General features: G+C 69.6%; 24 protein-coding genes. 14 read left to right on the forward strand and 10 right to left on the reverse strand.

The window, feature by feature from the left end:
- The first annotated feature begins 350 nt into the window (after positions 1-350).
- Positions 351-3,017, forward strand: coding sequence for an MMPL family transporter (locus AC0IY0_RS01175; protein ID WP_147907986.1), 2,667 nt, complete (start codon positions 351-353; stop codon positions 3,015-3,017).
- Between the two features lie 69 nt (positions 3,018-3,086).
- Here the strand turns inward: AC0IY0_RS01175 and AC0IY0_RS01180 are convergent, their stop codons facing one another.
- From AC0IY0_RS01180 to AC0IY0_RS01205, 6 genes are all read right to left on the reverse strand, one after another.
- Positions 3,087-3,962, reverse strand: coding sequence for a bifunctional helix-turn-helix transcriptional regulator/GNAT family N-acetyltransferase (locus AC0IY0_RS01180; RefSeq protein ID WP_471762860.1), 876 nt, complete (start codon positions 3,960-3,962; stop codon positions 3,087-3,089).
- Positions 3,963-4,024: 62 nt separating this feature from the next.
- Positions 4,025-4,867, reverse strand: coding sequence for a hopanoid biosynthesis-associated protein HpnK (gene hpnK / locus AC0IY0_RS01185; protein WP_471762862.1), 843 nt, complete (start codon positions 4,865-4,867; stop codon positions 4,025-4,027).
- 120 nt (positions 4,868-4,987) lie between these two features.
- Positions 4,988-6,421, reverse strand: a complete 1,434-nt coding sequence (hpnJ, locus tag AC0IY0_RS01190; protein WP_147907983.1) for a hopanoid biosynthesis associated radical SAM protein HpnJ — start codon at positions 6,419-6,421, stop codon at positions 4,988-4,990.
- A gap of 56 nt (positions 6,422-6,477) precedes the next feature.
- Positions 6,478-7,686, reverse strand: coding sequence for a bacteriohopanetetrol glucosamine biosynthesis glycosyltransferase HpnI (gene hpnI, locus AC0IY0_RS01195; protein WP_471762863.1), 1,209 nt, complete (start codon positions 7,684-7,686; stop codon positions 6,478-6,480).
- A gap of 102 nt (positions 7,687-7,788) precedes the next feature.
- Complete coding sequence (locus AC0IY0_RS01200) at positions 7,789-8,403, reverse strand: MlaC/ttg2D family ABC transporter substrate-binding protein (RefSeq protein WP_471762864.1); 615 nt, start codon at positions 8,401-8,403, stop codon at positions 7,789-7,791.
- Positions 8,394-9,530: a flippase-like domain-containing protein gene (locus tag AC0IY0_RS01205; RefSeq protein WP_147907980.1), complete on the reverse strand. Its 1,137-nt coding sequence runs from the start codon at positions 9,528-9,530 to the stop codon at positions 8,394-8,396. Before AC0IY0_RS01205 ends, AC0IY0_RS01200 begins: the two co-directional genes overlap by 10 nt.
- Before the next feature lie 210 nt (positions 9,531-9,740).
- Between AC0IY0_RS01205 and AC0IY0_RS01210 the strand changes: the two genes are divergently transcribed.
- Entirely contained in the window at positions 9,741-10,916 is a 1,176-nt protein-coding gene (locus tag AC0IY0_RS01210; protein ID WP_147855762.1) for an amidinotransferase, read from the forward strand.
- Positions 10,917-11,084: 168 nt separating this feature from the next.
- Here AC0IY0_RS01210 and AC0IY0_RS01215 read toward each other — a convergent pair whose 3' ends face one another.
- The gene (locus AC0IY0_RS01215; protein WP_471762865.1) at positions 11,085-12,098 is read right to left on the reverse strand and encodes an alpha/beta fold hydrolase; all 1,014 of its coding nucleotides are present in this window, start codon (positions 12,096-12,098) and stop codon (positions 11,085-11,087) included.
- A 190-nt stretch (positions 12,099-12,288) separates the two neighbouring features.
- Between AC0IY0_RS01215 and AC0IY0_RS01220 the strand changes: the two genes are divergently transcribed.
- Positions 12,289-12,774 (forward strand): hypothetical protein, encoded by a 486-nt coding sequence (locus AC0IY0_RS01220; protein WP_471762867.1) that lies wholly within the window; start codon positions 12,289-12,291, stop codon positions 12,772-12,774.
- 10 nt (positions 12,775-12,784) lie between these two features.
- Positions 12,785-13,639 carry a 3-deoxy-8-phosphooctulonate synthase gene (kdsA, locus tag AC0IY0_RS01225; RefSeq protein ID WP_471762868.1) on the forward strand — a complete coding sequence of 285 codons (855 nt, stop codon included), beginning with the start codon at positions 12,785-12,787 and terminating at the stop codon, positions 13,637-13,639.
- Positions 13,640-13,645: 6 nt separating this feature from the next.
- Here kdsA and AC0IY0_RS01230 read toward each other — a convergent pair whose 3' ends face one another.
- Positions 13,646-14,314 (reverse strand): class I SAM-dependent methyltransferase, encoded by a 669-nt coding sequence (locus AC0IY0_RS01230; protein WP_147939192.1) that lies wholly within the window; start codon positions 14,312-14,314, stop codon positions 13,646-13,648.
- A gap of 537 nt (positions 14,315-14,851) precedes the next feature.
- On the opposite strand from AC0IY0_RS01230, the gene AC0IY0_RS01235 reads away from it, so the two are divergent.
- Positions 14,852-15,178, forward strand: a complete 327-nt coding sequence (locus tag AC0IY0_RS01235) for a hypothetical protein (RefSeq protein WP_147907975.1) — start codon at positions 14,852-14,854, stop codon at positions 15,176-15,178.
- A 64-nt stretch (positions 15,179-15,242) separates the two neighbouring features.
- On the opposite strand, the gene queF is transcribed toward AC0IY0_RS01235, so the two are convergent.
- Complete coding sequence (gene queF / locus AC0IY0_RS01240; RefSeq protein WP_147907974.1) at positions 15,243-15,695, reverse strand: preQ(1) synthase; 453 nt, start codon at positions 15,693-15,695, stop codon at positions 15,243-15,245.
- 125 nt (positions 15,696-15,820) lie between these two features.
- Here queF and AC0IY0_RS01245 point away from each other — a divergent pair, with 125 nt between their 5' ends.
- Complete coding sequence (locus tag AC0IY0_RS01245; protein ID WP_471762870.1) at positions 15,821-16,027, forward strand: hypothetical protein; 207 nt, start codon at positions 15,821-15,823, stop codon at positions 16,025-16,027.
- Positions 16,028-16,193: 166 nt separating this feature from the next.
- Positions 16,194-17,483 carry a phosphopyruvate hydratase gene (gene eno, locus AC0IY0_RS01250; protein WP_147907972.1) on the forward strand — a complete coding sequence of 430 codons (1,290 nt, stop codon included), beginning with the start codon at positions 16,194-16,196 and terminating at the stop codon, positions 17,481-17,483.
- A 171-nt stretch (positions 17,484-17,654) separates the two neighbouring features.
- On the opposite strand, the gene AC0IY0_RS01255 is transcribed toward eno, so the two are convergent.
- Complete coding sequence (locus AC0IY0_RS01255; protein WP_147939188.1) at positions 17,655-18,836, reverse strand: adenylate/guanylate cyclase domain-containing protein; 1,182 nt, start codon at positions 18,834-18,836, stop codon at positions 17,655-17,657.
- Positions 18,837-18,938: 102 nt separating this feature from the next.
- On the opposite strand from AC0IY0_RS01255, the gene AC0IY0_RS01260 reads away from it, so the two are divergent.
- The 7 genes from AC0IY0_RS01260 to lpdA all read left to right on the forward strand — a co-directional run bounded on the left by AC0IY0_RS01260 (position 18,939) and on the right by lpdA (position 25,888).
- Positions 18,939-19,250 (forward strand): FtsB family cell division protein, encoded by a 312-nt coding sequence (locus AC0IY0_RS01260; RefSeq protein WP_471762872.1) that lies wholly within the window; start codon positions 18,939-18,941, stop codon positions 19,248-19,250.
- A 194-nt stretch (positions 19,251-19,444) separates the two neighbouring features.
- Positions 19,445-20,533 (forward strand): pyruvate dehydrogenase (acetyl-transferring) E1 component subunit alpha, encoded by a 1,089-nt coding sequence (gene pdhA, locus AC0IY0_RS01265; protein WP_471762873.1) that lies wholly within the window; start codon positions 19,445-19,447, stop codon positions 20,531-20,533.
- A gap of 54 nt (positions 20,534-20,587) precedes the next feature.
- A complete protein-coding gene (locus tag AC0IY0_RS01270; protein WP_461231770.1) occupies positions 20,588-22,033 on the forward strand; it encodes a pyruvate dehydrogenase complex E1 component subunit beta in 1,446 nt (481 codons plus the stop codon).
- A gap of 70 nt (positions 22,034-22,103) precedes the next feature.
- Positions 22,104-22,391, forward strand: coding sequence for a DUF5076 domain-containing protein (locus AC0IY0_RS01275; RefSeq protein ID WP_419830229.1), 288 nt, complete (start codon positions 22,104-22,106; stop codon positions 22,389-22,391).
- A gap of 18 nt (positions 22,392-22,409) precedes the next feature.
- On the forward strand, positions 22,410-23,003 hold the full coding sequence (locus AC0IY0_RS01280; protein WP_419830228.1) for a Uma2 family endonuclease: 594 nt from the start codon (positions 22,410-22,412) through the stop codon (positions 23,001-23,003).
- A gap of 4 nt (positions 23,004-23,007) precedes the next feature.
- Positions 23,008-24,435 carry a pyruvate dehydrogenase complex dihydrolipoamide acetyltransferase gene (locus tag AC0IY0_RS01285; protein ID WP_471762874.1) on the forward strand — a complete coding sequence of 476 codons (1,428 nt, stop codon included), beginning with the start codon at positions 23,008-23,010 and terminating at the stop codon, positions 24,433-24,435.
- A gap of 13 nt (positions 24,436-24,448) precedes the next feature.
- Positions 24,449-25,888: a dihydrolipoyl dehydrogenase gene (lpdA, locus tag AC0IY0_RS01290; protein WP_147907964.1), complete on the forward strand. Its 1,440-nt coding sequence runs from the start codon at positions 24,449-24,451 to the stop codon at positions 25,886-25,888.
- Positions 25,889-25,893: the final 5 nt, after the last annotated feature.

A 25,893-nucleotide genomic window follows, 5' to 3' on the forward strand; every position in this document is an offset into this window, starting at 1 on the left:
GCCCCGGCCTTCGCGTTGCAATCTGGGATCGCCCTCTTTACTGAGCCCTGTGGCCGCGATGCAAGGGGTGGCCCGTACCGAGCGGCTGCGCGCGGGCCCGCATCGGACCGGTTCGACTTGCGCGCGCCCGCGGCGCGACCAGATCGGGCGGTGCGGCGTTCCCCGAACGCGAAGGTTGCTTGTGCGGCTCAGCTGCGCGCGCACGGACCTCGGGGCGTATCTCGGGCCGGACTTCACGCGGCCCGTCGAGCCCGGCGGGTCTTCGAAGCTGGTCGGGCCGATCCGGCCGGGGCATTTGGGATGAGCCGGTCGCGCATGGGGCGCGTCCGGGGCGAACAGGCAGGGTGCTCGTGATCGAAGGTCTCGTCGCGTTCTCGGTGCGGTATCGGTGGATCGTGATCGCCCTGATGGCGTTCGTCACGGTCGCGAGCCTCGGGGTTGCGGCGCATCTGTTCCGCATCAACACCGATGTCGAGCGGCTGATCGATCCCAAGGAGCCCTGGCGCCAGGACGAGATCAACTTCGAGAAGGCGTTCCCGCAGCGCGGCAACACCCTCGTGGCGGTGATCAACGGCGAGACGCCCGAGGAGACCGAGGAGGCGGCCGCCAACCTGGCCAAGGCGCTGAGCGCCCACAAGAACCTGATCGAGACCGTCTACCGGCCCGACGGCGGCCCGTTCTTCGACAAGAACGGCCTGCTGCTGATGCCCCAGGCCCAGCTCGACAAGACGCTGGAGGAGTTGACCCAGCAGCAGGGCCTGCTCGGCCCGCTTGCGGCCGACCCGTCCCTGCGCGGCGTGATGCGGGTGCTGTCGCTCGGCGCGCGGGGCGTGAAGACCGGAGACGCCAAGCTCGAAGACCTCGACAAGCCCATGGGGCAGATCGATGCGACCCTGCGGAAGGTTCTGGACGGCAAGCCCGCCCGGATGTCCTGGCAGGAGCTGCTGGCCAACGGCGAGAGCAGTGTCACGGACAAGATGAAGTTCGTGATGATCCAGCCGGTGCTGGACTTCAACGCGCTGGAGCCCGGCTACCAGGCGACCAAGCTGATCCGCAACGTGGCGCAGGATCTCAAGATCAACGCCGAGAATGGCCTGCGCATGCGGCTCACCGGCACGGTGGCGGTGGCGGACGAGGAGTTCGCGACGCTTTCGGAGGACGCTGCCCTCAACAACAGCATCATCGTCGGCGCGATCGTGCTGTTCCTGTGGCTGGCCCTGCGCTCCGGCAAGCTCGTTGGCGCGGTGCTGATCACGACCTTCGCGGGCCTCATCGTCACCGCCGCCCTCGGCCTCGTCATGGTCAAGGAACTGAACCCGATCTCGGTGGCGTTCGCGGCCCTGTTCGTCGGACTCGGCATCGATTTCGGCATCCAGTTCTCGGTGCGCTACCGGGCCGACCGCTACGAGCAGCCGACGCTCCAAAGCGCGATCCGGGCCGCCGCCCGCGGAGTCGGCTGGTCGCTGACGCTGGCCGCCGTATCGCTGGTGGCGGGCTTCTTCGCGTTCCTGCCGACCGCGTTCCGGGGCGTCTCGGAGCTGGGCCTGATCGCCGGCGTCGGCATGGTCGTGGCCTTCCTGTTCTCCCTGACCCTGCTGCCGGCGCTGATCGCGGTGTTCAAGCCCAAAGGTGAGAAGGCCGCGGTGCAGACCGAATGGCTGGTCGGCGTCGATCCGTGGATCATCCGCAAGCGCAAGCCGATCCTGATCGCGGTGGGCCTCGTGACCCTGGCCGGCGCGCCGCTGCTCTGGCACCTGCCGTTCGACTCGAACCCGATGCACCTGCGCAGCACCAAGACCGAGTCGATCGCCACCTATCTCGACCTGATCAAGAACCCCGAGACCAGCCCGAACCTCATCGACGTGCTAGCCCCCAACGTGGACGCGGTGCCGGGCCTCACGAAGACGCTGGCGGCGCTGCCGGTGACCTCGTCGATCAACAGCATCGACACCTTCGTGCCGCGGGACCAGGACAAGAAGCTCGCTTCCATCGCCGACACGGCGCAACTGCTCGATCCGGTGCTCAATCCGGGCCGCAAGCCGCCGCCGCCGACCGACGCCGAGAACGTCAAGGCGCTCAAGGATGCCGCCACGGCGCTGAACGGCGTGGCGGGCGACGGGAAGGGCGGGGCCGCGGGCGTGCAGACCGCCAAGCAGCTTGCCGGCACCCTCGACACGCTCGCCGGTGGGCCGGTGCAGATGCGCGAGGCAGCCTCGGTCGCCCTCACGAAGGACCTCGTCCCGCTGCTCCAGCGGCTGCGCGACCTGCTCCATCCGGAGAGGATCACGCTCGACAACCTGCCGCCCCAGCTCAAGGCCGATTGGGTCGCAGCGGACGGGCGCGCCCGCATCGAGGTGCATCCCAAGGGCGATTCGAACGACGACGAGGTGCTGCGGACCTTCTCGGACGAGGTGCTGAAGGTTGCCCCCCACGCCACCGGTGCACCCGTGGCGACGACGCGGTCGACCTACACGATCCTGGGCGCCTTCGTTCAGGCGGCCATCACGGCGTTCGTGCTGATCTTCGTCATCCTGTCCGTGGCGCTCCGCAAGCCGTGGGACGTGGCGATGACCCTGGGCCCGCTGGTGATCGCGACCCTGTGGACCCTGATGGCCCTGCGCATCATCGGCATGCCGCTGAACTTCGCCAACATCATCGCCCTGCCGCTGATGCTCGCGGTCGGCGTCGCGTTCCACATCTACTACGTGATCGCATGGCGGGCGGGCGTCACCGACATGCTGGCCTCCAGCCTGACCCGGGCGATCTTCTTCTCGGCGCTGACCACCGGCAGCGCCTTCGGGTCCCTGGTGCTGTCGAGCCATCCGGGCACGGCCAGCATGGGCAAGCTGCTGGCGCTGTCGCTGTTCTTCACGCTGATCGCGGCGTTCTTCGTGGTGCCGGCGACCCTGGGCGAACCGCCCACGCAAGCCGACGACGACCGCCCGGAGGGCGAGAAGGCCGCGGCGGCCGCGCTTCGGAAGAGCGCCGCCCTCTCGGATCCGGTGCCCGCCAAGTAGAGTCTGCTTCCGCGGGACGGGGCGCATGATCGAGAGCCCGGTGCGGGGACGCGCCGGGCTCTCGATCGGTCAGAGCACCTTTTCGAAGAAACGGTCGGGGTAGGGGTCGTCGTTGAAGCGTTCGATCTCGACCCAGCCCGTCTTGCGGTAGAGCGCCAGGGCCTCCGGCAGGGCACTGTTGGTGTCCAGGCGCAGCGCCGTGACCGACAATGCACGGGCCCTGTCCTCGACGGCCTGCATCAGCCGTCCGGCCACGCCGAGGCCCCGGGCGACGGGGTCGATCCAGAGCCGCTTGACCTCGGCGACCGGGCCGCCGCTCCCCTTCAGGGCGACGCAGCCGACTGGCAGACCGTCGGCCATCGCGAGCAGGAACGCGCCGCGCGGCCGGACCATCGCGGCCGCCTCCGGGTCGCGCGACAGGGTGACGTCGAACCCGGTCCGCAATCGGGATGCGAGTTCGGCGTAGTACGCCTCCAGGCATGTGCGGGCGGCCTCGCCCCGGGGATCGACCTCCGTGATCGCGATCCTGTCGCGTCCGAGCATCAGGGCAACGAGATCCATCGCGCGCAGAAGGTCCTCCACCCGGGGCGCCCGCGTCAGCACCGCCGAGGCGCGGGCGTCGGACAGGCCCTCGTAGGCCGCGAATTCCCGCTGCCCGGCCTCGGTCAGACGCGCGACCCGGCGGCGGGCATCGTCCGGATGGGGCTCGGTGGCGACAAGACCCTCCTCTTCCAGGCTGCGCAGCAAGCGGCTCATCAGACCCGAATCGAGGTCGAGATAAGCGCGGATCTCGGCGACATCGGTCCGTCCGGCGCCGATCGCGTTGACCACACGGGCCGCCCCAAGGGGACGGCCCCGGCCGAGGAAGGAACTATCGAGGGCCCCGACCTCCGCGGTGACGGCACGGGCGAAGCGACGGAAGCGGGCAATGGAATCGGGCGTCATGATACCTGACTTTAGTCAGGTATCATGACGGGTCAATGAGGGCGACTGGTCAAGCCCAGCAGCTACGCGGCGAAGTCCGAAAACCCGCCCCTGAGTGCCCCTGACGCGTCGGCGGCCGCCCGGGAGGCGGGGGCGATCAGCGCGTCGCGCTCGGCGCCGTAGACGTAGCCCGGCGCCTCGCCGGCAAAGCCACCTTCCGTGGCCGGGTGCGTGTACAATTCGGTGAGGCCGTCCGGGAGATGGGCCAGGAGCGCTGCGACCCGGGCCGGCGTCATCGCGCCGGACCAAGCGAGGCCGAGGGTCCGGTCCGGGATCAGCAGGCCGGCTTGGCGGGCGCGCACGGCGAGCAGGGCCGCCCAGGGGGCGATGTCCAGGGCCGGCCGGGGCCGGGCGCTGGCCTCGGCCCGGCGGAGCAACGCGCGAGGCTCCCGGGGCACACGGATCGCCCGCATGCCGTAGCCGCGGCCGATGCGCAGCACCGCGCCGGCGATCAGCGGATGGACGTGGAAGTGCTTGTGGGCGTTGACGTGGTCGAGGGCTAGGCCGCTCGCCCGGTAAGCCTCGAACTGCGCCTCGATCTCGGCGGCGAGCTGACGCCGGGCGGCTGGCTTCCGGGCGAGGTCGAGGCCGACGCGGGCCATGTCGGCGCGCATCAGGCCGGTCGCATCGGTGAGGTCGGGGAGTTGCGCCGCCGGAAGGGTCGGCCAGGCCTCCACCAGCACGAGATGGAGGCCGACCCGCAGGGACGGCATCCGCTTGGCCCGGGCCACGGCGTCGGCGGCGGCCGGCGCCGAGACCATCAGGCTCGCCGCGGTGAGGATCCCCTCACGGTGAGCCTGCTCGACGGCCTCGTTGACTTCGAGGCTCAGCCCGAAATCGTCGGCCGTAACGACAAGACGCTTCACAACGACCTCGTAAGGGGTGTCGAGAGGGCGAGCCCTCTCGCGGGTCCAGGGCGGAGCCCTGGGGAGGGTGCGGGGCGCTGCCCCGCCCCCGCCGGGGCCGCAGGCCCCGGACCCAGGTTCTTACGCCGCCTTGGCGGTGCCCTGACGCTCCTTGAGGAAGCGGTAGAACTCCACGCCCTCGCGCAGGCGGCGCTTCATCATGTCGGGGGAGCGCACCATCTCGCTGACGATGGAGGCGATCTTCGGGGCGCGGAAGTAGAACTTCCGGTAGAACTCTTCCACCGCCGCGAAGATTTCGGAATGCGACAGGTGCGGGTAGTGCAGCGGAGCGATCTGCACGCCGTTCTCATCGACCAGTTCGGCGTTCTCGATGTCGAGCCAGCCGTTCTCCACCGCCTGCTTGTACAGGAACGTGCCCGGATACGGCGCGGCCAGCGACGCCTGGATCGTGTGCGGGTTGATCCGCTTGGCGAAGGCGATCGTCTCCTGGATCGTCTCCTTGGTCTCGCCCGGCAGGCCCACGATGAAGGTGCCGTGGATGGCGATGCCGAGGTCGTGGCAATCCTTGGTGAACCGCTCGGCCACCTCGACGCGCATGCCCTTCTTGATGTTGTTCAGGATCTGCTGGTTGCCGGACTCGTAGCCGACCAGCAGCAGGCGCAGGCCGTTCTCCTTGAGCACCTTCAGGGTCTCGCGCGGCACGTTCGCCTTGGCGTTGCACGACCAGGTCACGCCGAGCTTACCCAGCTCGCGGGCGATCTCTTCCGCGCGCGGGAGGTTGTCGGTGAAGGTGTCGTCGTCGAAGAAGAACTCCTTGGTCTGGGGGAACTCCTTCAGGCAGTACTTGATCTCCTCGATCACGTGGGCGACCGAGCGGGTGCGGTAGGTGTGCCCGCCGACCGTCTGCGGCCACAGGCAGAAGGTGCAGCGGCTCTTGCAGCCCCGGCCGGAATAGAACGAGATGTAGGGGTGCTTCAGGTAGCCGATGAAGTACTTCTCCATCTGCAGATCGCGCTTGTAGACGCTGGTGACGAACGGCAGCTGGTCCATGTCCGTCATGATCTCGCGGTCCTCGTTATGGACCACGACGCCGTTCTCGTCGCGATAGGACAGGCCCTTGATCTCGGACATCGGCGTGCCGTCGGCGACTTCCTTGACGGTGAAGTCGAACTCGTTGCGGGCGCAGAAATCGATGCAGGGCGCCTGGGCCATGGCGCCGGCGGCGTCGACCGCCACCTTGGCGCCGATCAGGCCGGCCTTGAGCTTCGGGTTGGCAGCCTTGAGCGCCTCGACGGTCTTCACGTCCGACTTGAACGACGGCACCGAGGTGTGGAGCACCACGAGGTCGAAATCGTTGGCCTGGGCAACGATCTCGGCGAGCTTGATGTTGTGCGGGGGCGCGTCGATCAGCTTCGAGTTCGGCACCAGGGCGGCCGGCTGGGCCAGCCAGGTCGGGTACCAGAACGACTTGATCTCGCGCTTGGCTTGATAACGGGAGCCGGCACCGCCGTCGAAACCGTCGAAGGTGGGGGCCTGGAGGAAGAGCGTGCGCATGGGGTTCAAGGCCTCAGGGCGTTGCCGGGGGAGGGGTGAGGAAGCGAGAGCCGGGTTCAACGTGTGGGTGCGCCGGCGTCACGGCCGAGGTCGGCGTCCGGGATCAGGGTACCGTCCGCAACCACGTGATAATCATGACCTTTCCATGTCACCGCCCCCGACATGAAGGCCCAGGAGAAGTTCAGGAACGAGAGGATGTCGCGGATCGGCAACAGTCCGTAGGGGTGCGGGGCGAGGCCGAAGGCCCGCTCGAGCTGCCGGCACAGGACGATCCGGCCGGCGAGCGCCAGGCCCGCCACCACCAGCGCGCCGGTGCCGGCGCCGGGCAGGAGCGCGCCCACCAGGGCCAGCGGGAAGGCGTGGGTGACGATCGAGCCGGCATACCCGGCCGGGTCGACGTTGCGGATGGTGCGGTTCCAGCGCAGCTCGTGCCGCCACAGGCCGGAGAGGTCGGTGTCGACGCTGGTATGGCCGATGGTGAAGCTCGGGATCACCACCCGGCCGCCGAGGCCGCGCAGGGCCGCACCGATGGCGTAGTCGTCGGCCAGGTCGTTGCGGAAGCGGCGGAAGCCGCCGACCGCGTCGAGGTTCGTCCGGGTGAACGCGATGGTGGAGCCGAAGCACGGCTTGGCGAGCCCGAGGCTCAGGCCCATCACCACGTTGGGCATGAACTGTACGTCGATCGCCAGCGCCGAGAGCTGGTCGTAGAGGCCCCGGAAGGCCGGGACGCCGTGGTACAGGCAGGTGACGCCCGAGACGCCGTCCTGCGACAGCTCGGCGACGAGCCGCTCCAGGTAATCCGGCCGGACCACCATGTCGCTGTCGGCCAGCACGATCACGTCGTGGGCGATCCGCTCGGCCATGTTGATCAGGTTCGAGACCTTGCGGTTCGAGCCGTGCTGGCGGCCGTCGATCACCAGGTCGATGCGGGCGGCCGGGTAGGCCTGCTTCAGCCGCTCGACCACGCCGATGGCCGGGTCGGCGGCCTTCTGCACCCCGAACACCACCTGGACCGGGCCGGCGTAATCCTGGCGCAGCACGGTCTCGAGATTCTCGTACAGGTTGGGCTCGAGGCCGCAGAGCGGCTTCAGCACCGTGACGGACGGGCGGGGCGCGCCCGGCTCCAGCGCAGGCACGGGACGCGCGGCGAACCGGCCGGCGCAGTAGGCGGCCGCCAGCGCGTAGAGGCAGCCCGCCGCCGCCAGGAGCAGGCAGAACAGCGAGAGCCACGACAATGCGTTGAGCGCCAGCGAGGTGAGATCCATCCGGTCGGGTCCGTGCGGTCGTCCGGCCGCCTCAGGCGGCGTTCGCCGCGTGCGACCCGATCGGGACGGCACGCATAGCGGCTGTGAGTACGACGTCGGCAGTCACGGTGTCGGTTTTGCGGCGAGCATGCCGTCGGCGCGCTGCCGGAGGAACTTCACCGCCCCGTCGGCACCGCCGGACTTCAGCGGGGCGGACAGCGCGTTGCGCTGGGCGGCGATCTCGCTGACGTCGCCGTTGAGCAGCACGTCCTGGATCCGGTTGTCGGCATTGACCACGAAATCGACCGCGGAATCGTCGCCGTCGGCCGCGGTGACCCGGGTGGGCACCACGCGCTGGCTGCCGCGCTCCTCGACCTTCGGGGTCACGTCGAACTTGCCGCCGGCCGCCCGGGCCAAGCGGTTGGCGTAGGTCACGGTCAGGCTGCGCTTGAACGCGTCGGTGACCGCCGCCTGCTGCTCCGGGGTGAAGCCCGACCATTTCGAGCCGACCGCGATCCGGGTCATGGCCGGGAAATCGAACGCCTTCTCCAAGGCCGGCCCCACGGCCGCGACCCGGTCGGGCAGGGGGCTCGGGCCGCCCTTCAGGGCGTCGGTGAACGCGGCGTAGAGGTTGCGCACGGTCTGAACCGCGGGATCGTCCGCGGCCCAGGCCGAGACCGGGGCGAAGAGGGGGGCGGCCAGGAGGACAGCGGCCGCGAGCCGACGGGTCAGGCGCACTTCTTCAACTCCTCGCCGTCGCCGATCCGCGAACCCATGCGGGGCGGGGCGTAGCTGTAGAACGGGCCGAGCGTGGCCGGTTGCGGCACCAGCTTGGCGGTGCGGCCGATGCCGGCGCCCGGCTCGGCGGCGGACTCGGCGGCGGATTCGGCAGCGACCTCGGCGGCGGTCTCGGCCGCGAGCTTGGCCTCGATCCGGTGCCAGAGCAGCAGGCCCGGCACGCCGACGCCGAGATCGGCGAAGCGCTTGACCAGCGACAGGGCCAGCGCCGCCTCGGCCGGAATGTTGAACAGGCCGCAGAGCGCGATCAGGCCACCCTCCTGGGCGCCGAGCGCGCCCGGCACCGCGAAGGCCGCGCCGCGGACCGCCTGGGCCAGGCTCTCGATCACCAGCGCCTGAGCAAAGTCGACCGGGTAACCCATGAAATGCAGGCAGATGTAGACTTCGAGGGTCCCAATGACCCAGCCGACGAGGTGGATCGCCAGCGCCGCGACGAAGCGGCCATGGTTGCCGTACATCCGGCGCAGGCTGTCGTAGAGCTGGTCGATGGCACCGAACGCGCGCCATTCACGGCCGGAGGCGAAGCGGGTCATCAGGCCCTGGATGATCCGGTGCCCGGCACGCCGCTGGATGAGGTAGAAGGCGCCCAGCGCCGGCACAGCGACGGCCAGGCCACCCGCCACCGTCCGGGCGATCGGCCCGTCGCCCGCGATCAGGACCAGCAGGCCGAGGCCGATCACCGTGAACAGGAGCTGGGTCAGCGCCTGCGTCATCAGGTCCACGAACATGCTGGCGCCGGCCATGGCACCGGGGACGCCGCGCTTGGACATCAGCCGTGCGCCGACGAAATCGCCGCCCACGGTCGCCACCGGCAGCAGCGTGTTGATCCCCTCGCGCACGAACCGCAGCGACACGCAGTCGCCGAGCCGGGCCATGCCCGCGGGGAACACGATGTGCCAGCCGAGCCCCGCCCAGGCGACGGCGGCCAGGCGGGCCACCACCACCAGGGCGGCACCCCAGCCGGCGCTCATGACGGCGGCCGACACGTCCTCCAAGCCGGAGGACATGAACAGGCCGACGACCGTGCAGAGACCGGCGATCGAGGCCAAGGTCGTCAGGCGCTTCATAATGGTCTTTCAAGCTCGCAAGTGGCTTGATGCGGGAAATCGGTCACGGTCGCGGCAGAAATAGGTCCGGGCGGCCAAGAACGTTTCTGCCACGTTGCAGCACGGATTACCGGTGTCTATCACCCGTTTGACACACCGGGGGCCAAAGCGGTGGCCGGGCCGAGGAGCCCGCGCAGAAGACCGCGGCACGTCGCAGAAGGGGCACACGTCATGGAGCGCGAATCACCGATCACGGCCGTTGAGGCCGTGAGCGACGACACGCATGCCGGCGGCCTCCGGGGCGGAATGGAGCCCGGCGTCCCGGCGCCTCACTCCCCGGTCATGGCCTGGAACGAGTGGGACCCGCTGGAGGAGGTGATCGTCGGATCCCTCGACGGCGCCACCATCCCGACCCATCACCTCACGGTGATCTTCAACCTGCCGCGGGCGGCCCAGCCGTTCTACCGCTTCGCCAGCGGCTGGAAATACCCGAAGTTCATGAAGAAGCTCGCGCAGCAGGAGCTCGACAACTTCATCAAGATCCTCGCCGGCGAGGGCGTCAAGATCCGCCGCCCGGACGCGGTGGACTTCTCCCGCAAATTCAAGGCGCCGCGCTGGACCTCCCGGGGCTTCTGCGTCGCCTGCCCGCGCGACCCGTACCTGGTCATCGGCGACGAGATCATCGAGAGCCCGATGTGCTGGCGCTCGCGCTACTTCGAGGGCGACGCCTACCGGTCGCTGTTCAAGGAGTATTTCCGCGCTGGCGCCCGCTGGACCTCGGCCCCGCGCCCGCAGCTCACCGACGACCTCTACAACTACGATTACCGGGTGCCGAACCTGAAGGCCGGCGAGCCCATGCAGTTCACGGTCAACGAGTTCGAGCCGGTCTTCGACGCCGCCGACTTCGTCCGCTGCGGCCGTGACCTGTTCGTGACCCGCTCGAACGTCACCAACCTCATGGGCATCGAGTGGCTGCGCCGCCACCTCGGCCCGGGCTTCCGCATCCACGAGATCGAGAGCCGCTGCCCGCAGCCGATGCACATCGACTCGTCGTTCATGCCGCTCGCCCCCGGCAAGGTACTGGTGAACCCGGACTACATCGACGTCGAGAAGCTGCCCGCCGTGCTCAAGAAGTGGGACGTGCTGATCGCCCCGCGCCCCGACCCGGTCGAGGGCTTCATGAGCAAGATCTCGATGTGCTCGCCCTGGACCTCGATCAACGTCCTGGCGATCACCGAGAAGAAGATCGTCGTGGACCAGAGCCAGCCGACCCTGATCAAGGCGCTTAAGGACTGGGGCTTCGACCCGATCCCGGCGCCATTCCTCAGCTACGGTCCGTTCGGCGGCTCGTTCCACTGCGCCACCCTCGACGTCCGCCGCCGCGGTGTGCTGAAGTCGTATTTCTAGGGTTTCGGAGCTGCGTGACGGCGTCCAACGCCGTCCGCAGGATAAATTACCGCGTCATCCCGGGGCGCTGCAGGCGGCCTCGGGATGACGAGGCGGGTGTTCAAGCGCCCGTGCAACGCTGGCACCCCCGCGAGAACGCGCGCGGCTTCACGGTGTGGCGCCCGCCGGTCACGGCGCGGAAATCCCCGCGATCAGCGCCGTGTTGAACCCCTCGGGATCGGACATCTGCGGCGCGTGGCCGAGCGCCGGGAACTCCACGAGCCTGGCCCCCGGGATCGCCTTGGCCGCCGCCTTGCCCAGCTCCGGATAGTTCCCAAGCTTGCTGCGCATGTCCGGCGGGGCGAGGTCCTTGCCGATCGCCGTGTTGTCCTTCTGGCCGATCATCAGCAGGGTCGGCACCGCGATCTGCGGCAACCGGTAGACCACCGGCTGGGTCAGGATCATGTCGTAGAGGAGCGCCGAGTCCCAGGCGACCGCCTCCTTGCCCGGGCCGGCGTTGAGCCCGGCCAGCATCGTCACCCAGGGCTCATAGCGGGGCTCCCACTGGCCGGCGTAGTAGGTGGCGGTCTCGTAGGCGCGGATCGAAGCCGCCGAGACCTTGAGCTCGCGCTTGTACCATTGCTCCACCGAGACCGGGGGGACGCCCTTGGCGCTCCAATCCTCCAGGCCGATCGGGTTGACCAGCACCAGCTGCGCGAGGTCCTTCGGGTAGAGCAGGGCGTAATGCGCGGCCATCATGCCGCCGGTGGAATGCCCCACCAGGATCGGCCGCGCGACCCCGAGCTTGTCGAGCAGGGCGTGGGTGTTCTCGGCGAGCTGCCGGAAGGTGAACTGATAGGCGGCCGGCTTGCTCGACTTGCAGAACCCGATCTGGTCCGGGGCGATCACCCGGTAGCCGGCCCCGGTCAGCGCCCGGATCTGGCTCTCCCAGGTCGCCGCGCAGAAGTTCTTGCCGTGGAGCAGCACCGCGGTGCGCCCGTTCGGCGTCGCGGGCCGCACGTCGAGATAGGCCATCTGCACGTCCTGGCGCTGCGACGTGAGGGTGAAGCGCTCGACCGGGAAGGGGTATTCGAACCCTTCGAGTTCGGGCCCGTAGGCCGGCTCGGCCGCAGCAGCGCTCGGAAGCGGGAGGGCCGGGATAGCCACGGCCAGGAGGGTGAGGGCGAGGACGGATCTGAGCATGGGCTGCCGGAAGCTTGAGCGGCGAGGGGCGTTGCGCCGTCCGCTCAGATCGGGCGGGCAGGACGCCCTGTCTACAGGATACCCTGTCCGAGTGGCGGCGACGCGCATCTTCGCGGCCGCGCCGGCCCGCGCTATCTGTCTCGCGTCCCGCCGGTCCGTGGCCCGGAGCCCCCACAAGGAATTTCCGACGATGCGCTTCCCCGCCGTGGCCGTCCTCACCGGCGCCCTGGTCCTCGCCGCGGTACCGGCCCGGGCCGCGGATGCCTGCGACGCGCTTGCCGCCAAGGTGATCCGGATCACGGGCGCCTCGCTCGCGGGCCGGGAGGGGCCCTACGCGGTGTTCCGGGCCCAGGATGCCGAGCGGATGAGCCTCGATTGCCGGGCACCGGCCCGGATCACCATCGCCTCCCGCGACCGGGAGCCCGGAATCGCCTTCTTCGTCCTGGTCGGGCTGGCTGCCCGGGCGCTCACCGGCGCGGAGCCGCAAGCGGCCGAGGTGCTGGCGCTCAACCTTCACCAGGACAGCCTACTGGCCGACGCGCCGCGGCGGGGCGGCACCGGCCGGGCGCTGATGCTGTGCGAGACCGGACCCCGGACGGATGGGCTCCGGGACGACCTGACGGTCTGCCGGGTCGCACCCCGGGCCGGGGTTTCGCGAATCCGCCGCGCGGGGTAGAGCGCTGCCCATGTCGACAAACGCAACACCCGGTCCCGTCGTCCAGGTCGGCGCGGCGCGCTTCGGAAATCACCTGCCGCTGACGCTGATCGCCGGCCCCTGCCAGCTCGAGGGGCGCAGCCACGCCCTGGAGATCGCCGCAGCGCTCAAGGAGATGGCTGCGGGTCTCGGCATCGGCCTCGTGTTCAAGACCTCGTTCGACAAGGCCAACCGGACGTCTGGGAGCGCCGCGCGGGGCATCGGCCTCGAAGGCGCCTTGCCGGTCTTCGCCGAGATCCGCGAATCCCTCGGCCTGCCGGTGCTCACCGACGTGCACGCCGCCGAGCATTGCGCGCCGACCGCCGAGGCCGTGGACGTGCTCCAGATCCCGGCCTTCCTGTGCCGCCAGACCGACCTCCTCCTGGCGGCCGCCGCCACGGGCCGGGCGGTCAACATCAAGAAGGGGCAGTTCCTGGCCCCCTGGGACATGAAGCACGTCGCCGCCAAGGTGACGGAGGCCGGCAACCCCAACGTCATCGTCACCGAGCGCGGTGCCTCGTTCGGCTACAACACCCTCGTCTCGGATATGCGCAGCCTGCCGATCATGGCGCAGGTGACCCACGGCGCGCCGGTGGTGTTCGACGCCACCCATTCGGTGCAGCAGCCGGGCGGGCAGGGCGCCAGCTCCGGCGGCCAGCGCGAATTCGTCGCCGTGCTGGCCCGGGCCGCCGTAGCGGTCGGCGTGGCGGGGGTGTTCATCGAGACCCACCCGGATCCGGACCGGGCCCCGTCGGACGGCCCCAACATGGTCGCCCTGCGCGACCTGCCGGCTTTGCTCGAGGACCTGATCGCCTTCGATCGCCTGGCCAAGCGCCGCTACGCCTGAGCCCGGTCAAGCCGGCCGGAGCACGTGGATCCGCAGGGGCTGGACCAGGGCGTAGCGCCCGTCTGCCTCGCACTCGGCCGCGCCCAGGAAGGCCGCCTCGACGATCGGCCGCCGGTCCCGGATCGTCGCCGTGCGGGCGGGATCGACCGCGCTGACCCGTGCCAGGAAACCGTCCAGGTCGGCGAAGCTCTCGCGCCGGGCGAGGGTCACGTCCTGGCGGCACAGGAAGGTCCCGGCCGCCAGGGCCGACGCGATGGCGTCCTGCGCTGCGGCCCGGACCGCCGTCTCGTCCTCGATCGGTCGCAGGGCGTCGAAGAAGCTGCCCTCGGCCAGGGGCTCCACCACCACCAGGGTCCCACCCGGCACCAGGATCCGGGCCGCCTCGCCGAGGGCGGCGGTGGGGTTGGGCACGTGATGCAGGGCATTGACCATCACGGCGGCATCGAAATGCGCGTCGGGAAACGGCAGGGCCTCGGCCGAGGCGGCTTCGAATCGCGCGGCCGGCACGGCGTCGCGGGCCTTGCCCAGGGCCGTCTCGCCCGGATCGACGCCCGTGACCAACGCGCCGTCCTCGGCGAGCCGTTTCGCCAGGGTCCCGGGTCCGCATCCGATGTCGAGGATGCGCTTGCCGGCGAGCGGCGCGAAGGTGTCGCGGATCAGCGTGAGGGCATCCATAGCGTTGGCTCTCCGGAACCGCGCCGTTCGCGGCGCCAGCGTAGGTAAGCAGTTTCCGCTTGGAACGGGATGCGCGAGCCGGCGTCATACCGGCTGAGATTGGGTCGGACGTCTCTCCGGTCGCGCCCGCATCCTGAGCTTGGAAGACCTCGAGGGCGCCCTCCAGCCAGCCGCGCGACCTCTGGAGGGCTAGCCCCGTCACACCTCAGGACGGGGTGAGATCGGGACCTTCGTCCCTCGAAACGGGCGTGAGATAGGAACCGGGCGGTCGGACGGTCGCGGCACCAACGCCCCGCCCTCACCCTCGACGCGACACCCGCCCGGTGCAGGCCCACCATGAGGCGGAAAGTATTCACAAGATCAATGGCTGGCACTTGCGAGTGCCCAGGCCACCGGCAGTGATTCCGGCCTACGGTGCGGAGATGAACCGTCGTTCAGGCCGTCATGGTTATCAAAATCCGCATGCGAAAAGTCGGAACCGTTCGTCGGGCAGCCACGTTGGTGGGCATGTTCGATCGAGGATCGAGAAGGAACGTCATGCGCAAGATCGGTATCATTGCCACCGCCGCCGCCCTGGCCCTCGGCAGCGTCGCCGCCACGACCGGCGCCGAAGCCCGTCCGTACGGCTTCCATGGCGGATACGGCCACGGCTATGGTCACGGCTACGGCTACCGGGGCGGACGTCGCGGCATCGGAACCGGCGCGGCCATCGGCCTCGGGATTGCCGGCCTGGCGGCCGGCGCGGTCGCTGCCGGCGCGGCCAACAACTACTACAACCGTGGCGGCTATGGCCCGACCTACGGCGCCCCGGCTTACGGCTACGGTGCTCCGGCGTACGGCGGCTATTACGGCGCCCCCTACTAAGGGCGACGATCCCAACGGATCTGAAGGGCGACCGGCGCGAGCCGGTCGCCTTTTTCATGTCCGGTCAGCGACCGCGATAGGGGGCGACCCCGGTGTCAGGCAGCCAGATCGTCTTCGGCGGCTCGCCGGTCTGCCAGAACACGTCGATCGGAATGCCGCCGCGGGGGTACCAGTATCCACCGATCCGCAGGTAGCGCGGCTCCAGCAGGTCGCGCAGGCGCTTGCCGATCGCCACGGTGCAATCCTCGTGGAACGCCCCATGGTTGCGGAACGCGCCGAGATAAAGCTTGAGCGACTTCGATTCCACGAGCCAGTCGCCCGGCACGTAGTCGATCACCAGGATGGCGAAATCCGGCTGGCCGGTGACCGGGCAGATCGAGGTGAACTCGGGCGCGGTGAACCGCGCCACGTAATCGGTATCGGCATGCGGGTTCGGCACCCGGTCGAGGCGGGCATCCGCGGGGGAGGACGGCAGCGGGGTGGGCTGGCCGAGCTGCAGGGTCTCAGGCGTGGTCATGGCGTCTTTATAAGCCTGCGTGCGGTCCGACGCACCCATGCGCGCCGCGACCAATTCTTTACCGGTTTCCGTCACGATCCGCGCAGCGGGTGGCCGTCGACGCTGTCCGAAGCCGGTACGATACGATGCGCCTCGTTGCCTTCGGGTTGATTGCGATGGTCGCGGCTGCAGCCGCTCCCGCCCGCGCTCGGGAAGACGACGCGGTCCAGCGCATGCTCGATGCCATGACCAGCCACGACCTCTGTGCCCGCAACTACGTCCAGCTGCGCCGGCTGAACCGATCCCTGGCCGCGACGCCGGTCCGGCACCCAGCCCCGCTGCGCGTGCGGTAGGCCCGCACGTCAGCGTTGCGCTTCATCGCTGTCACGACACGTGCACAGGCGCCGCCTAACCGGATGCTTGCCGCCGGACGCGGCTTGACGGATAAGCCGCCGCGATGCGCCGCACCCCGGATCGGGGCCGCCGCTGCCGACAAGCGGCCCCGCGAGAGGACCTGTAATGACCGCGATCACCAATATCAGCGCCCGCGAGATCCTCGATAGCCGCGGCAACCCCACGGTCGAGGTCGATGTCCTGCTGGAGGACGGCTCGTTCGGCCGCGCCGCCGTCCCGTCGGGGGCGTCCACGGGCGCCCACGAGGCGGTCGAGCTGCGCGACGGCGACCAGAGCCGCTTCATGGGCAAGGGCGTGCTCAAGGCGGTCGAGGCCGCACAGACCGAGATCCTGGACGCGATCGGCGGCATGGAGGCCGAGGATCAGGTCGCGGTCGACGAAGCGATGATCGAGCTCGACGGCACCCCCAACAAGGCGCGCCTCGGGGCGAACGCGATCCTCGGTGTCTCGCTCGCGGTCGCCAAGGCGGCGGCCGAGGCCTCGGGCCTGCCACTCTACCGCTACGTCGGCGGCGTGCAGGGCCGGGTCCTGCCGGTGCCGATGATGAACATCATCAACGGCGGGGCGCACGCCGACAACCCGATCGACTTCCAGGAATTCATGATCATGCCGGTGGGCGCGGAGTCGCTCGCCGACGCCGTGCGCATGGGCTCCGAGGTGTTCCACACCCTCAAGGGCAAGCTGAAGAAGGCCGGCCACAACACCAATGTCGGCGACGAGGGCGGCTTCGCCCCGAACCTGCCGTCGGCCGAGGCCGCCCTCGACTTCGTGATGGACGCGATCAGCGCCGCGGGCTTCAAGCCGGGCACCGACATCGCGCTGGCGCTCGACTGCGCCGCCACCGAATTCTTCAAGGGCGGCGCCTACGCGTACGAGGGCGAGGGCACGACCCGGTCCATCGAGGCCCAGGTCGATTACCTGGCCCAGCTGGTCGCCAACTACCCGATCCTGTCGATCGAGGACGGCATGTCCGAGGACGACTGGGCCGGCTGGAAGCTCCTGACCGACAAGATCGGCGCGCGCTGCCAGCTCGTGGGCGACGACCTGTTCGTCACCAACGTCGAGCGCCTCTCCCGGGGCATCGCGGAGCAGACCGCCAACTCGATCCTGATCAAGGTCAACCAGATCGGCTCGCTCACCGAGACCCTGGCGGCCGTCGATATGGCCCAGCGCGCCGGCTACACCGCGGTGATGTCCCACCGCTCCGGCGAGACGGAGGATTCGACCATCGCGGATCTCGCGGTCGCCACGAATTGCGGGCAGATCAAGACCGGCTCGCTGGCCCGCTCCGACAGACTGGCGAAGTACAACCAGCTGATCCGCATCGAGGAGGGCCTCGGTCCGCAGGCACTCTACGCCGGACCCGCGGCGATCAAGCACCTGGCGCGCGGCTGATCTGTCAACGGCCATATAAACCACCTTGTCATTCCGGGGCCGCGAGGCGGTACCCGGAATCCAGAAACTCCGTCGCGTCAGGACCGTGCACCGTGGGCGGTCCTGGAGTCCGGGGCTCGCCTGCGGGGCCCCGGAGTGACGGGGTTGGTATCCGAGTGCGCCTGCGCCGGTTCACGCCGCCGGCAGCGTCCAGACCTTCTGCGGCCGCGCCAGTCCCCGCAGCTCGATGATCCCCACCGGCTCCAGCGGCCGGGCGCACCGCTCCGCGAAGGAATCCGAGACCAGCAGCGTGTGGCCGAGCGCCTCGCACTGGCTCTCGATCCGGCTTGCCTCGTTCACCGCCCGCCCGATCACCGTGAAGTCGAGGCGGCGCTCGGTGCCGACATTGCCGTAGACCACCGTCCCGAAATGCACGACGCAGTCGGCCGTCAGTTCCGGTAGCCCCGCGGCCCGGCGGCGATCGTTGAGTGCGGCGTTGGCCGCCAGCCCGTCCGCGGCGGCGTCGAGGGCGCTGTTGCAGACGGGGCAGGGCAGGATGCCGGCGTCGGCCACCGGGAAGATCGCCAGGAAGCCGTCGCCGAGGAATTTCAGGATCTCGCCGCCGTGCCGGGCCACGGGATCGCCCAGCGCGTCGAAATGCTCGTTGAGCCAGGCGACCATGTCGTAAGGGTCGGCCCGGTCGGACAGGGCCGTGAAGCCGCGCAGGTCCGTGAGCAGGATCGCGGCCGGGACGGCCCGGCCCTGGCCGCGCTGGATCTGCCCGTCGAGAACCCGCTCCGCGGTGGAGCGCCCGAGATAGGTCGCCGTGACCTCGCGCAGGGTATGCCCGAGGCCGAGCTTGGCCACCGCCAGCGCGAAGGTCGGCATCACCGCCGCGACCGCCGCGAGGTCGGCCTGCGAGAAGCCCGCGCGGGCCTGGGTGCAGAACGAGATCGCGATGCCGCGCAACGCCGTGCCGGGTGCGAAGCCGACGATCTGGACCGCGTACTCGGTGCCGCCCTCGGCGCGCAGGGCGTGCAGGATCGGGTAATCCGTTTCCGGACCGGGGCTGTCGAGGCGCCAGCGTCCGAAGGTCTGGCCCCGCTCCAGCATCGCGAAGATCGGGCTGCGGAGCCAGTCGGCCTCCTGCTCGGCGCCGTGCGGGTTCGGCACGAAGGTCAGACCCTGGTCGAGGAGCCAGTTCAGGCTGACGCCCCGCACCGTCGGGTCGATGGCCGGCGACATGACGCTGACCCGCCAGAGCGGGACGCCGGCCGCGCACAGGGCCTCGCAGACCCGGGCCAGCATCGTGTCGTGGTCGTCGGTCGCGGTCGCGTGCTCCGCGATCCAGCGCGTCAGCTCCGTCATGTCCATCGGTGCGCCGGAGTTCCCTTCCCTGGGTCCGGATCATACCCGATGGGCACGAACCGGCAGCACCGAAAAACTCCGTTAACCTTTCCGCGCGAAGCTGGCGCCATGGTCGTCCGTCGCCGCGTCAGAATGGTCATTTTGCCCCTGGGTCTCTGGACCCTGTCGGCGCTCGTGGTCGGCTTCTTCGTGTGGCAGGCCGAGAGCGGCAACCGCGGCCTCGAAGCCAAGAAGGTGCTGAAGATCCGCGCCTACGGCCTCACCCGGGAACTCGCCGCCGTGCGGGCGGAGCGGGCGACCTGGGAGCACCGGGTCACCCTGCTCAAGAGCGACCAGATCGACCGCGACCTCCTCGAGGAGCGCGCCCGGATCGTGCTGGGCCGCGTCCACGCCAACGACGTGGTCATCATCACACCCTGAGATCACGCCCTGCCGTCGCGCTGCGACCTGAGGTCAGCCCTGTCGCGCCCTGAAAGCCGGTAGTTCCCGGTCGGGGCGATACCGTCGTTTCGCTCTGACAAGAGGGGCGACCTGTCAGAGCGTCCACCCTCGCTTTCCAAACGGTGCTGTCCTACACCCCGTTCCAGTCGCGTGGAATCACGGGGAGAGCGCCGATGGACGCTGCCAAGGAGCCTGCGAAGGACGATTCGTCCTCGCAACCGCAGATCGGAAGCTCGGAGGCTGGAAGCGCTCAGGTTATCGACGCGCACAAGCCGGCGCCCAACATGCCGCAATTCAACCGCGAAGAAGATCTCCACGCCTATCACGAGATGCTGCTGATCCGGCGTTTCGAGGAGAAGGCCGGCCAGCTCTACGGCATGGGCCTGATCGGCGGGTTCTGCCACCTCTATATCGGCCAGGAAGCCGTGGTGATCGGCATGCAGATGGCCTCGGTCGACGGCGACCAGGTCATCACCGGCTACCGCGACCACGGCCACATGCTGGCCTGCGGCATGGACCCCAAGGGCGTCATGGCCGAGCTGACCGGGCGCCGGGGCGGCTACAGCCGTGGCAAGGGCGGCTCCATGCACATGTTCAGCCGCGAGAAGCAGTTCTTCGGCGGCCACGGCATCGTCGGCGCCCAGGTCTCGCTCGGCACCGGCCTCGCCTTCGCAGACCGTTACCGGGAGAACGGCAAGGTCAGCCTCACCTACATGGGCGACGGCGCGGCCAACCAGGGCCAGGTCTACGAGAGCTTCAACATGGCGGCGTTGTGGAAGCTGCCCGTGGTCTACGTGATCGAGAACAACCGCTACGCCATGGGCACCTCGGTGGCCCGGGCCTCGGCGCAGACCGACTTCTCCAAGCGCGGCCTCTCCTTCGGCATCCCGGGCGAGCAGGTCGACGGCATGGACGTGCGCACGGTGCGCGAGGCGGCGGCGCGGGCGGTCGAGCACGCCCGCTCGGGCAAGGGCCCCTACATTCTGGAGATGCAGACCTACCGCTACCGCGGCCATTCCATGTCCGATCCGGCCAAGTACCGGACCAAGGACGAGGTCTCGAAGATGCGCGACGAGCACGACCCGATCGAGATGGTGCGCAAGCGCCTGCTCGAGCTGCACAGGGTGCCGGAGGCGGAGATCAAGGCGACCGACGCCAAGGTCCGCGAGACCGTGAACGCGGCGGCCGAGTTCGCCACCAACGATCCCGAGCCGGATCCCGCCGAGCTCTGGACCGACATCCTGCTGGATGCGCACGCCTAGCGCGTCCGCGAAACCCTGGCCGCCCCGACCGAAAAGACGACCGCAGAGCTGAGCATGGCGACCGACATCCTGATGCCCGCCCTCTCCCCCACCATGGAGGAGGGCAAGCTCGCCAAGTGGCTGAAGAAAGAGGGTGACCCGGTCAAATCCGGCGACGTGCTGGCCGAGATCGAGACCGACAAGGCAACCATGGAGGTCGAGGCGATCGACGAGGGCGTGCTCGCCAAGATCCTGATCGCGGAGGGCACCGAGGGCGTCGCGGTCAACACGCCGATCGCCATCATCGCGGGTGAGGGCGAGGACGTGGCCGAGGCAGCCGCCGGCGGCGGCAAGGCCAAGCCCAACGGCGCGGGCGGCCACCCGGCCCCGACGCCGGACATGCAGGCCGAGGGGATGGCCGAGAAGCCCGCCCCGGCGGCCAAGACCGGCTCCGACGCCCCGAACGCGCCGGCGGCGCCGGCCATCATCACCAACAAGGCCGACGAGCCGGTGATGGAGGAGTTCCCGGCCAACACCCCGATGGTCACCACCACGGTCCGCGAGGCCCTGCGCGACGCCATGGCGGAGGAGATGCGCCGCGACGGCGACGTCTTCGTCATGGGTGAGGAGGTCGCCGAGTATCAGGGCGCCTACAAGATCACGCAGGGGCTGCTGCAGGAATTCGGCGCCCGGCGGGTGGTCGACACCCCGATCACCGAGCACGGCTTCGCCGGCATCGGCGTCGGCGCGGCGTTGTCCGGCCTGAAGCCGATCGTCGAGTTCATGACCTTCAACTTCGCCATGCAGGCGATCGACCACATCATCAACTCGGCGGCCAAGACCCTGTACATGTCCGGCGGCCAGCTCGGCTGCCCGATCGTGTTCCGCGGCCCCAACGGCGCGGCCGCCCGGGTCGGCGCCCAGCACAGCCACGATTATTCCGCGTGGTACTCCAACGTGCCGGGCCTGAAGGTGATCGCCCCCTACACGGCCTCGGACGCCAAGGGCCTGCTCAAGGCCGCGATCCGCGACCCGAACCCGATCATCTTCCTGGAGAACGAGATCCTCTACGGCCAGTCCTTCCCGGTGCCGCAGCTCGACGACTTCGTGCTGCCGATCGGCAAGGCGCGGGTTCACCGCACCGGCAAGGACGTGACCATCGTGTCCTTCGCGATCGGCATGACCTACGCGCTCAAGGCCGCCCAGGCCCTGGCCGAGCAGGGCATCGAGGCCGAGGTGATCGACCTGCGCACGATCCGCCCGATGGATTCCGAGACGGTGGTGCGCTCGGTGAAGAAGACCGGCCGCTGCATCACCGTGGAGGAGGGCTTCCCGCAATCCGGCATCGGCGCCGAGATCGTGGCCCGCCTGATGGTCGACGCCTTCGACTACCTCGACGCCCCGGTCCTGCGCATCACCGGCAAGGACGTGCCGATGCCCTACGCGGCGAACCTGGAAAAGCTCGCCCTGCCGACCGTGGCCGAGGTCGTCGAGGCGGCCAAGAGCGTCTGCTACAAGTGACGGGACTCGCGGGCGGCGCCGCAGCCCCGTCCGTCTGCCTCGAACGGGTTCGGAAACCAGCCGGCGCGCCATGAGCCAGGATCCCACACAGGACTTCGTCGAGCTGGCCGTCCCGCCGGACGCCCGCGCGCAGGGCGGCATTGAGGTGCTGCGCGCGGCCGTGGTGGACGGCGCCGTGAGCGTGGCGCTGCGTCGGTCGTTCGACGATCCCGCGACCTGGGGACGGCTGCTGCTCGACCTCGGCCGGCAGGCGGCCCGCGCCTACGCGCTGGAGACCGACATGTCGGAAGAGGAGGCGTTCGAGCGCATCCGCGCCGGCTGGGAGGCCGAGGGGCTCGACCCCGGCGGCTTCAACTAGCGATGGCGGCATCCGACCATGGCTGAGGCAGCGATCCGACTGGCAACCTACGCCGATCTCGTGGCCGTGCCGGAGCATCTCGTCGCCGAGATCATCGATGGCACCCTGGAGACACACCCGCGTCCGCGGCCTGGGCACGCCAGCGCGGCAGTACGGCTCTCCAGCGAGCTCGATTTTACCTTCAGCCGTGGGCGTGGGGGTCCCGGGGGTTGGATCTTCATGATCGAGCCGGAGCTTCATCTCGACCCTCACGTGGTCGTGCCCGATCTCGCTGGCTGGCGCCGCGAGCGGATGCCGACCGAACCCGCGGATGCCTTCATCACGACCGCGCCGGATTGGGTCTGCGAGATCCTGTCGCCGTCCACCATGCGCCTCGACCGCGGTCCCAAGCGCCGCATCTACGCGGAGGCGGGGATCGGCCACCTCTGGCTGCTCGATCCGGCCGCGGGCGTGCTGGAAGGGTTTGCCCTGATGGACGGGCGCTGGCTGCTGCTGGCCACGATCCAGCGCGGCGAGACCGTGGCCCTGCCGCCCTTCGACGCCGTCCCGTTCCCCCTGGACGACCTGTTTCCTTTCGACGATCCGGCCGCCCCGGCCTTGCCCGAGACCTGATGCCATGCCGATCAACGTGCTCATGCCCGCCCTCTCGCCGACCATGGAGAAGGGCAACCTGGCCAAGTGGCTGAAGAAGGAGGGCGACGCCGTGAAATCCGGCGACATCCTCGCCGAGATCGAGACCGACAAGGCGACCATGGAGGTCGAGGCGATCGACGAGGGCGTGCTCGCCAAGATCGTCGTGCCCGAGGGCACCGCCGACGTGCCGGTCAACGACCTGATCGCGGTGATCGCCGTCGAAGGCGAGGATCCGTCGAGCGTGCCGGCCACGGGCGGCGGCAAGGCCGAGCCGGAGGTCAAGACCCAGCCAAAATCCGGGCCGACATCGGCCGAGCCGGCGCCGGCCGACCAGAACACCACGCCCGGCGGCGGCCACATGTCCTACGAGCGGGTGAACGCGGCGCCGGAGGGCGCCCAGCCGGGCGGGACCGCGCCGCAGCAGCAGGGCGGTTCGGGCGGCCGGGTCTTCGCCTCGCCGCTCGCGCGCCGGATCGCCAAGCAGGAGGGCGTCGAGCTCGCCGCCGTGGAGGGCACCGGCCCGCACGGGCGGATCATCGCTCGCGACGTCCAGGCCGCCAAGGCCTCCGGGACCACCAAGGCGCCGGCCGCCCAGCAGCCCGCCGCCGAGGCGCCCAAGGCGGCAGCGCCCGCTCCGAAGGCGGCGCCCGTGGGCGGGGCGCCGGCCGGCCTCACCCTCGATCAGGTCCGGGGCTTCTACGCCAAGGGCTCCTACGAGGAGGTGCCGCTCGACGGCATGCGCAAGACCATCGCCAAGCGCCTCACCGAGGCGATGCAGGTGGCCCCGCACTTCTACCTCACGGTGGATTGCGAGCTCGACGCGCTGATGGCGCTGCGCGAGACGCTCAACGCCTCCGCGGGCAAGGACAAGGACGGCAAGCCGGCCTTCAAGCTGTCGGTCAACGACTTCGTCATCAAGGCGATGGGCCTGGCGCTCACCCGCGTGCCCGCCGCCAACGCGGTCTGGGCCGAGGACCGAGTGCTGCGCTTCAAGCAGGCCGAGGTCGGCGTCGCGGTGGCGATCGACGGCGGGTTGTTCACTCCGGTGATCCGCCGGGCCGACGAGAAGACCCTGTCCACCATCTCGAAGGAGATGAAGGATTTCGCCGCCCGGGCGCGTGCGAAGAAGCTCAAGCCGGAAGAATACCAGGGCGGCGTCACCTCGGTGTCGAACCTCGGCATGTTCGGGATCAAGCACTTCACCGCGGTGATCAACCCGCCGCAATCGAGCATCCTGGCGGTGGGGGCCGGCGAGAAGCGCGTCGTCGTCAAGGACGGCGCCCCGGCGGTGGTCCAGGTGATGACCGCCACCCTGTCCTGCGACCACCGCGTCCTCGACGGTGCGCTGGGCGCCGAGCTGGTCGCGGCCTTCAAGGGGCTGATCGAGAACCCGATGGGCATGTTGGTCTGAGCCGGAGCACGCAATGTCCGACACCTACGACATCCTCATCATCGGCGCTGGCCCCGGCGGCTACGTCACGGCGATCCGGGCGGCGCAGCTCGGCTACAAGACGGCGGTGATCGACCGGGAGCACCTGGGCGGCATCTGCCTGAACTGGGGCTGCATCCCCACCAAGGCGCTGCTGCGCTCGGCCGAGATCTACCACTACATGCAGCACGCCTCCGATTACGGCCTGTCGGCCAAGGAGGTGTCGTTCGACACCGCGGCCATCGTGAAGCGCTCGCGGGGCGTCTCGGGTCGGCTCAACGGCGGCGTCGGCATGCTGCTGAAGAAGAACAAGGTCGACGTCATCTGGGGCGAGGCCTCGGTCGACAGCGTCGCCACGGGCAACCAGCCCGGCCAGGTCACCGTAAAGGAGTCCAAGCGCGCCGAGCCGCCCAAGGGCGCCAAGGGAGCGGGCAGCTACCAGGCCAAGCACATCATCGTGGCCACCGGCGCCCGGCCGCGGGCGATCCCCGGGATCGAGCCCGACAAGAAGCAGATCTGGACCTATTACGAGGCCATGGTCCCCGAGACGATGCCCAAGAGCCTGCTCGTCATGGGCTCGGGCGCGATCGGTATCGAGTTCGCCTCGTTCTACCGGACCATGGGCGCCGAGGTGACCGTGGTGGAGCTGCTGCCGCAGATCCTGCCGGTGGAGGATGCCGAGATCGCGGGCCTGGCGCGCAAGCGCTTCGAGAAGCAGGGCATCAAGATCCTCACCGGCGCCAAGGTGACCAAGGTCGAGAAGGGCGCCGATTCGGTCACGGCGACCATCGAGGGCGGCGACGGCACGTCACAGACAATCACCGCGGAGAAGCTGATCTCGGCGGTGGGAGTGGTCGGCAACATCGAGAATATCGGCCTCGAAAAACTCGGGGTGAAGATCGACCGCGGTATCGTCGTCACCGACGGGCTGGGCCGGACCAACGTCCCGGGCCTGTACGCCATCGGCGACGTCGCCGGCCCCCCGATGCTGGCTCACAAGGCCGAGCACGAGGGCGTCATCTGCGTCGAGACCATCAAGGGCCTGCCCACCCACCCGATGGACAAGGCCAAGATCCCGGGCTGCACCTATTGCCAGCCGCAGATCGCCAGCGTCGGCCTCACCGAGGCCAAGGCCAAGGAGCTGGGCTTCGCCGTCAAGGTCGGTCGCTTCCCGTTCGCCGGCAACGGCAAGGCGATTGCGCTGGGTGAGCCGGACGGCCTCGTCAAAACGGTGTTCGACGCCAAGACCGGCCAGCTGCTCGGCGCCCACATGGTCGGCGCCGAGGTGACCGAGCTGATCCAGGGCTACGTCGTGGCGATGAACCTGGAGAGCACCGAGGAGGAGCTGATGCACACGGTGTTCCCGCACCCGACGCTCAGCGAGATGATGCACGAGAGCGTGCTCGACGCCTATGGCAAGGTGATCCACAGCTGAACGGT

Source organism: Methylobacterium sp. AC315 (genome assembly GCF_979253755.1).

Bases quoted from the DNA above. Each gene is read 5' to 3' on its own strand.
- AC0IY0_RS01180 (WP_471762860.1), bottom strand. From the start codon at position 3,962: ATGACGCCCGATTCCATTGCCCGCTTCCGTCGCTTCGCCCGTGCCGTC.
- hpnJ (WP_147907983.1), bottom strand. From the start codon at position 6,421: ATGCGCACGCTCTTCCTCCAGGCCCCCACCTTCGACGGTTTCGACGGC.
- hpnI (WP_471762863.1), bottom strand. From the start codon at position 7,686: ATGGATCTCACCTCGCTGGCGCTCAACGCATTGTCGTGGCTCTCGCTG.
- AC0IY0_RS01205 (WP_147907980.1), bottom strand. From the start codon at position 9,530: ATGAAGCGCCTGACGACCTTGGCCTCGATCGCCGGTCTCTGCACGGTC.
- AC0IY0_RS01210 (WP_147855762.1), top strand. From the start codon at position 9,741: ATGGAGCGCGAATCACCGATCACGGCCGTTGAGGCCGTGAGCGACGAC.
- AC0IY0_RS01215 (WP_471762865.1), bottom strand. From the start codon at position 12,098: ATGCTCAGATCCGTCCTCGCCCTCACCCTCCTGGCCGTGGCTATCCCG.
- AC0IY0_RS01220 (WP_471762867.1), top strand. From the start codon at position 12,289: ATGCGCTTCCCCGCCGTGGCCGTCCTCACCGGCGCCCTGGTCCTCGCC.
- kdsA (WP_471762868.1), top strand. From the start codon at position 12,785: ATGTCGACAAACGCAACACCCGGTCCCGTCGTCCAGGTCGGCGCGGCG.
- AC0IY0_RS01230 (WP_147939192.1), bottom strand. From the start codon at position 14,314: ATGGATGCCCTCACGCTGATCCGCGACACCTTCGCGCCGCTCGCCGGC.
- AC0IY0_RS01235 (WP_147907975.1), top strand. From the start codon at position 14,852: ATGCGCAAGATCGGTATCATTGCCACCGCCGCCGCCCTGGCCCTCGGC.
- queF (WP_147907974.1), bottom strand. From the start codon at position 15,695: ATGACCACGCCTGAGACCCTGCAGCTCGGCCAGCCCACCCCGCTGCCG.
- AC0IY0_RS01245 (WP_471762870.1), top strand. From the start codon at position 15,821: ATGCGCCTCGTTGCCTTCGGGTTGATTGCGATGGTCGCGGCTGCAGCC.
- eno (WP_147907972.1), top strand. From the start codon at position 16,194: ATGACCGCGATCACCAATATCAGCGCCCGCGAGATCCTCGATAGCCGC.
- AC0IY0_RS01255 (WP_147939188.1), bottom strand. From the start codon at position 18,836: ATGGACATGACGGAGCTGACGCGCTGGATCGCGGAGCACGCGACCGCG.
- AC0IY0_RS01260 (WP_471762872.1), top strand. From the start codon at position 18,939: ATGGTCGTCCGTCGCCGCGTCAGAATGGTCATTTTGCCCCTGGGTCTC.
- pdhA (WP_471762873.1), top strand. From the start codon at position 19,445: ATGGACGCTGCCAAGGAGCCTGCGAAGGACGATTCGTCCTCGCAACCG.
- AC0IY0_RS01270 (WP_461231770.1), top strand. From the start codon at position 20,588: ATGGCGACCGACATCCTGATGCCCGCCCTCTCCCCCACCATGGAGGAG.
- AC0IY0_RS01275 (WP_419830229.1), top strand. From the start codon at position 22,104: ATGAGCCAGGATCCCACACAGGACTTCGTCGAGCTGGCCGTCCCGCCG.
- AC0IY0_RS01280 (WP_419830228.1), top strand. From the start codon at position 22,410: ATGGCTGAGGCAGCGATCCGACTGGCAACCTACGCCGATCTCGTGGCC.
- AC0IY0_RS01285 (WP_471762874.1), top strand. From the start codon at position 23,008: ATGCCGATCAACGTGCTCATGCCCGCCCTCTCGCCGACCATGGAGAAG.
- lpdA (WP_147907964.1), top strand. From the start codon at position 24,449: ATGTCCGACACCTACGACATCCTCATCATCGGCGCTGGCCCCGGCGGC.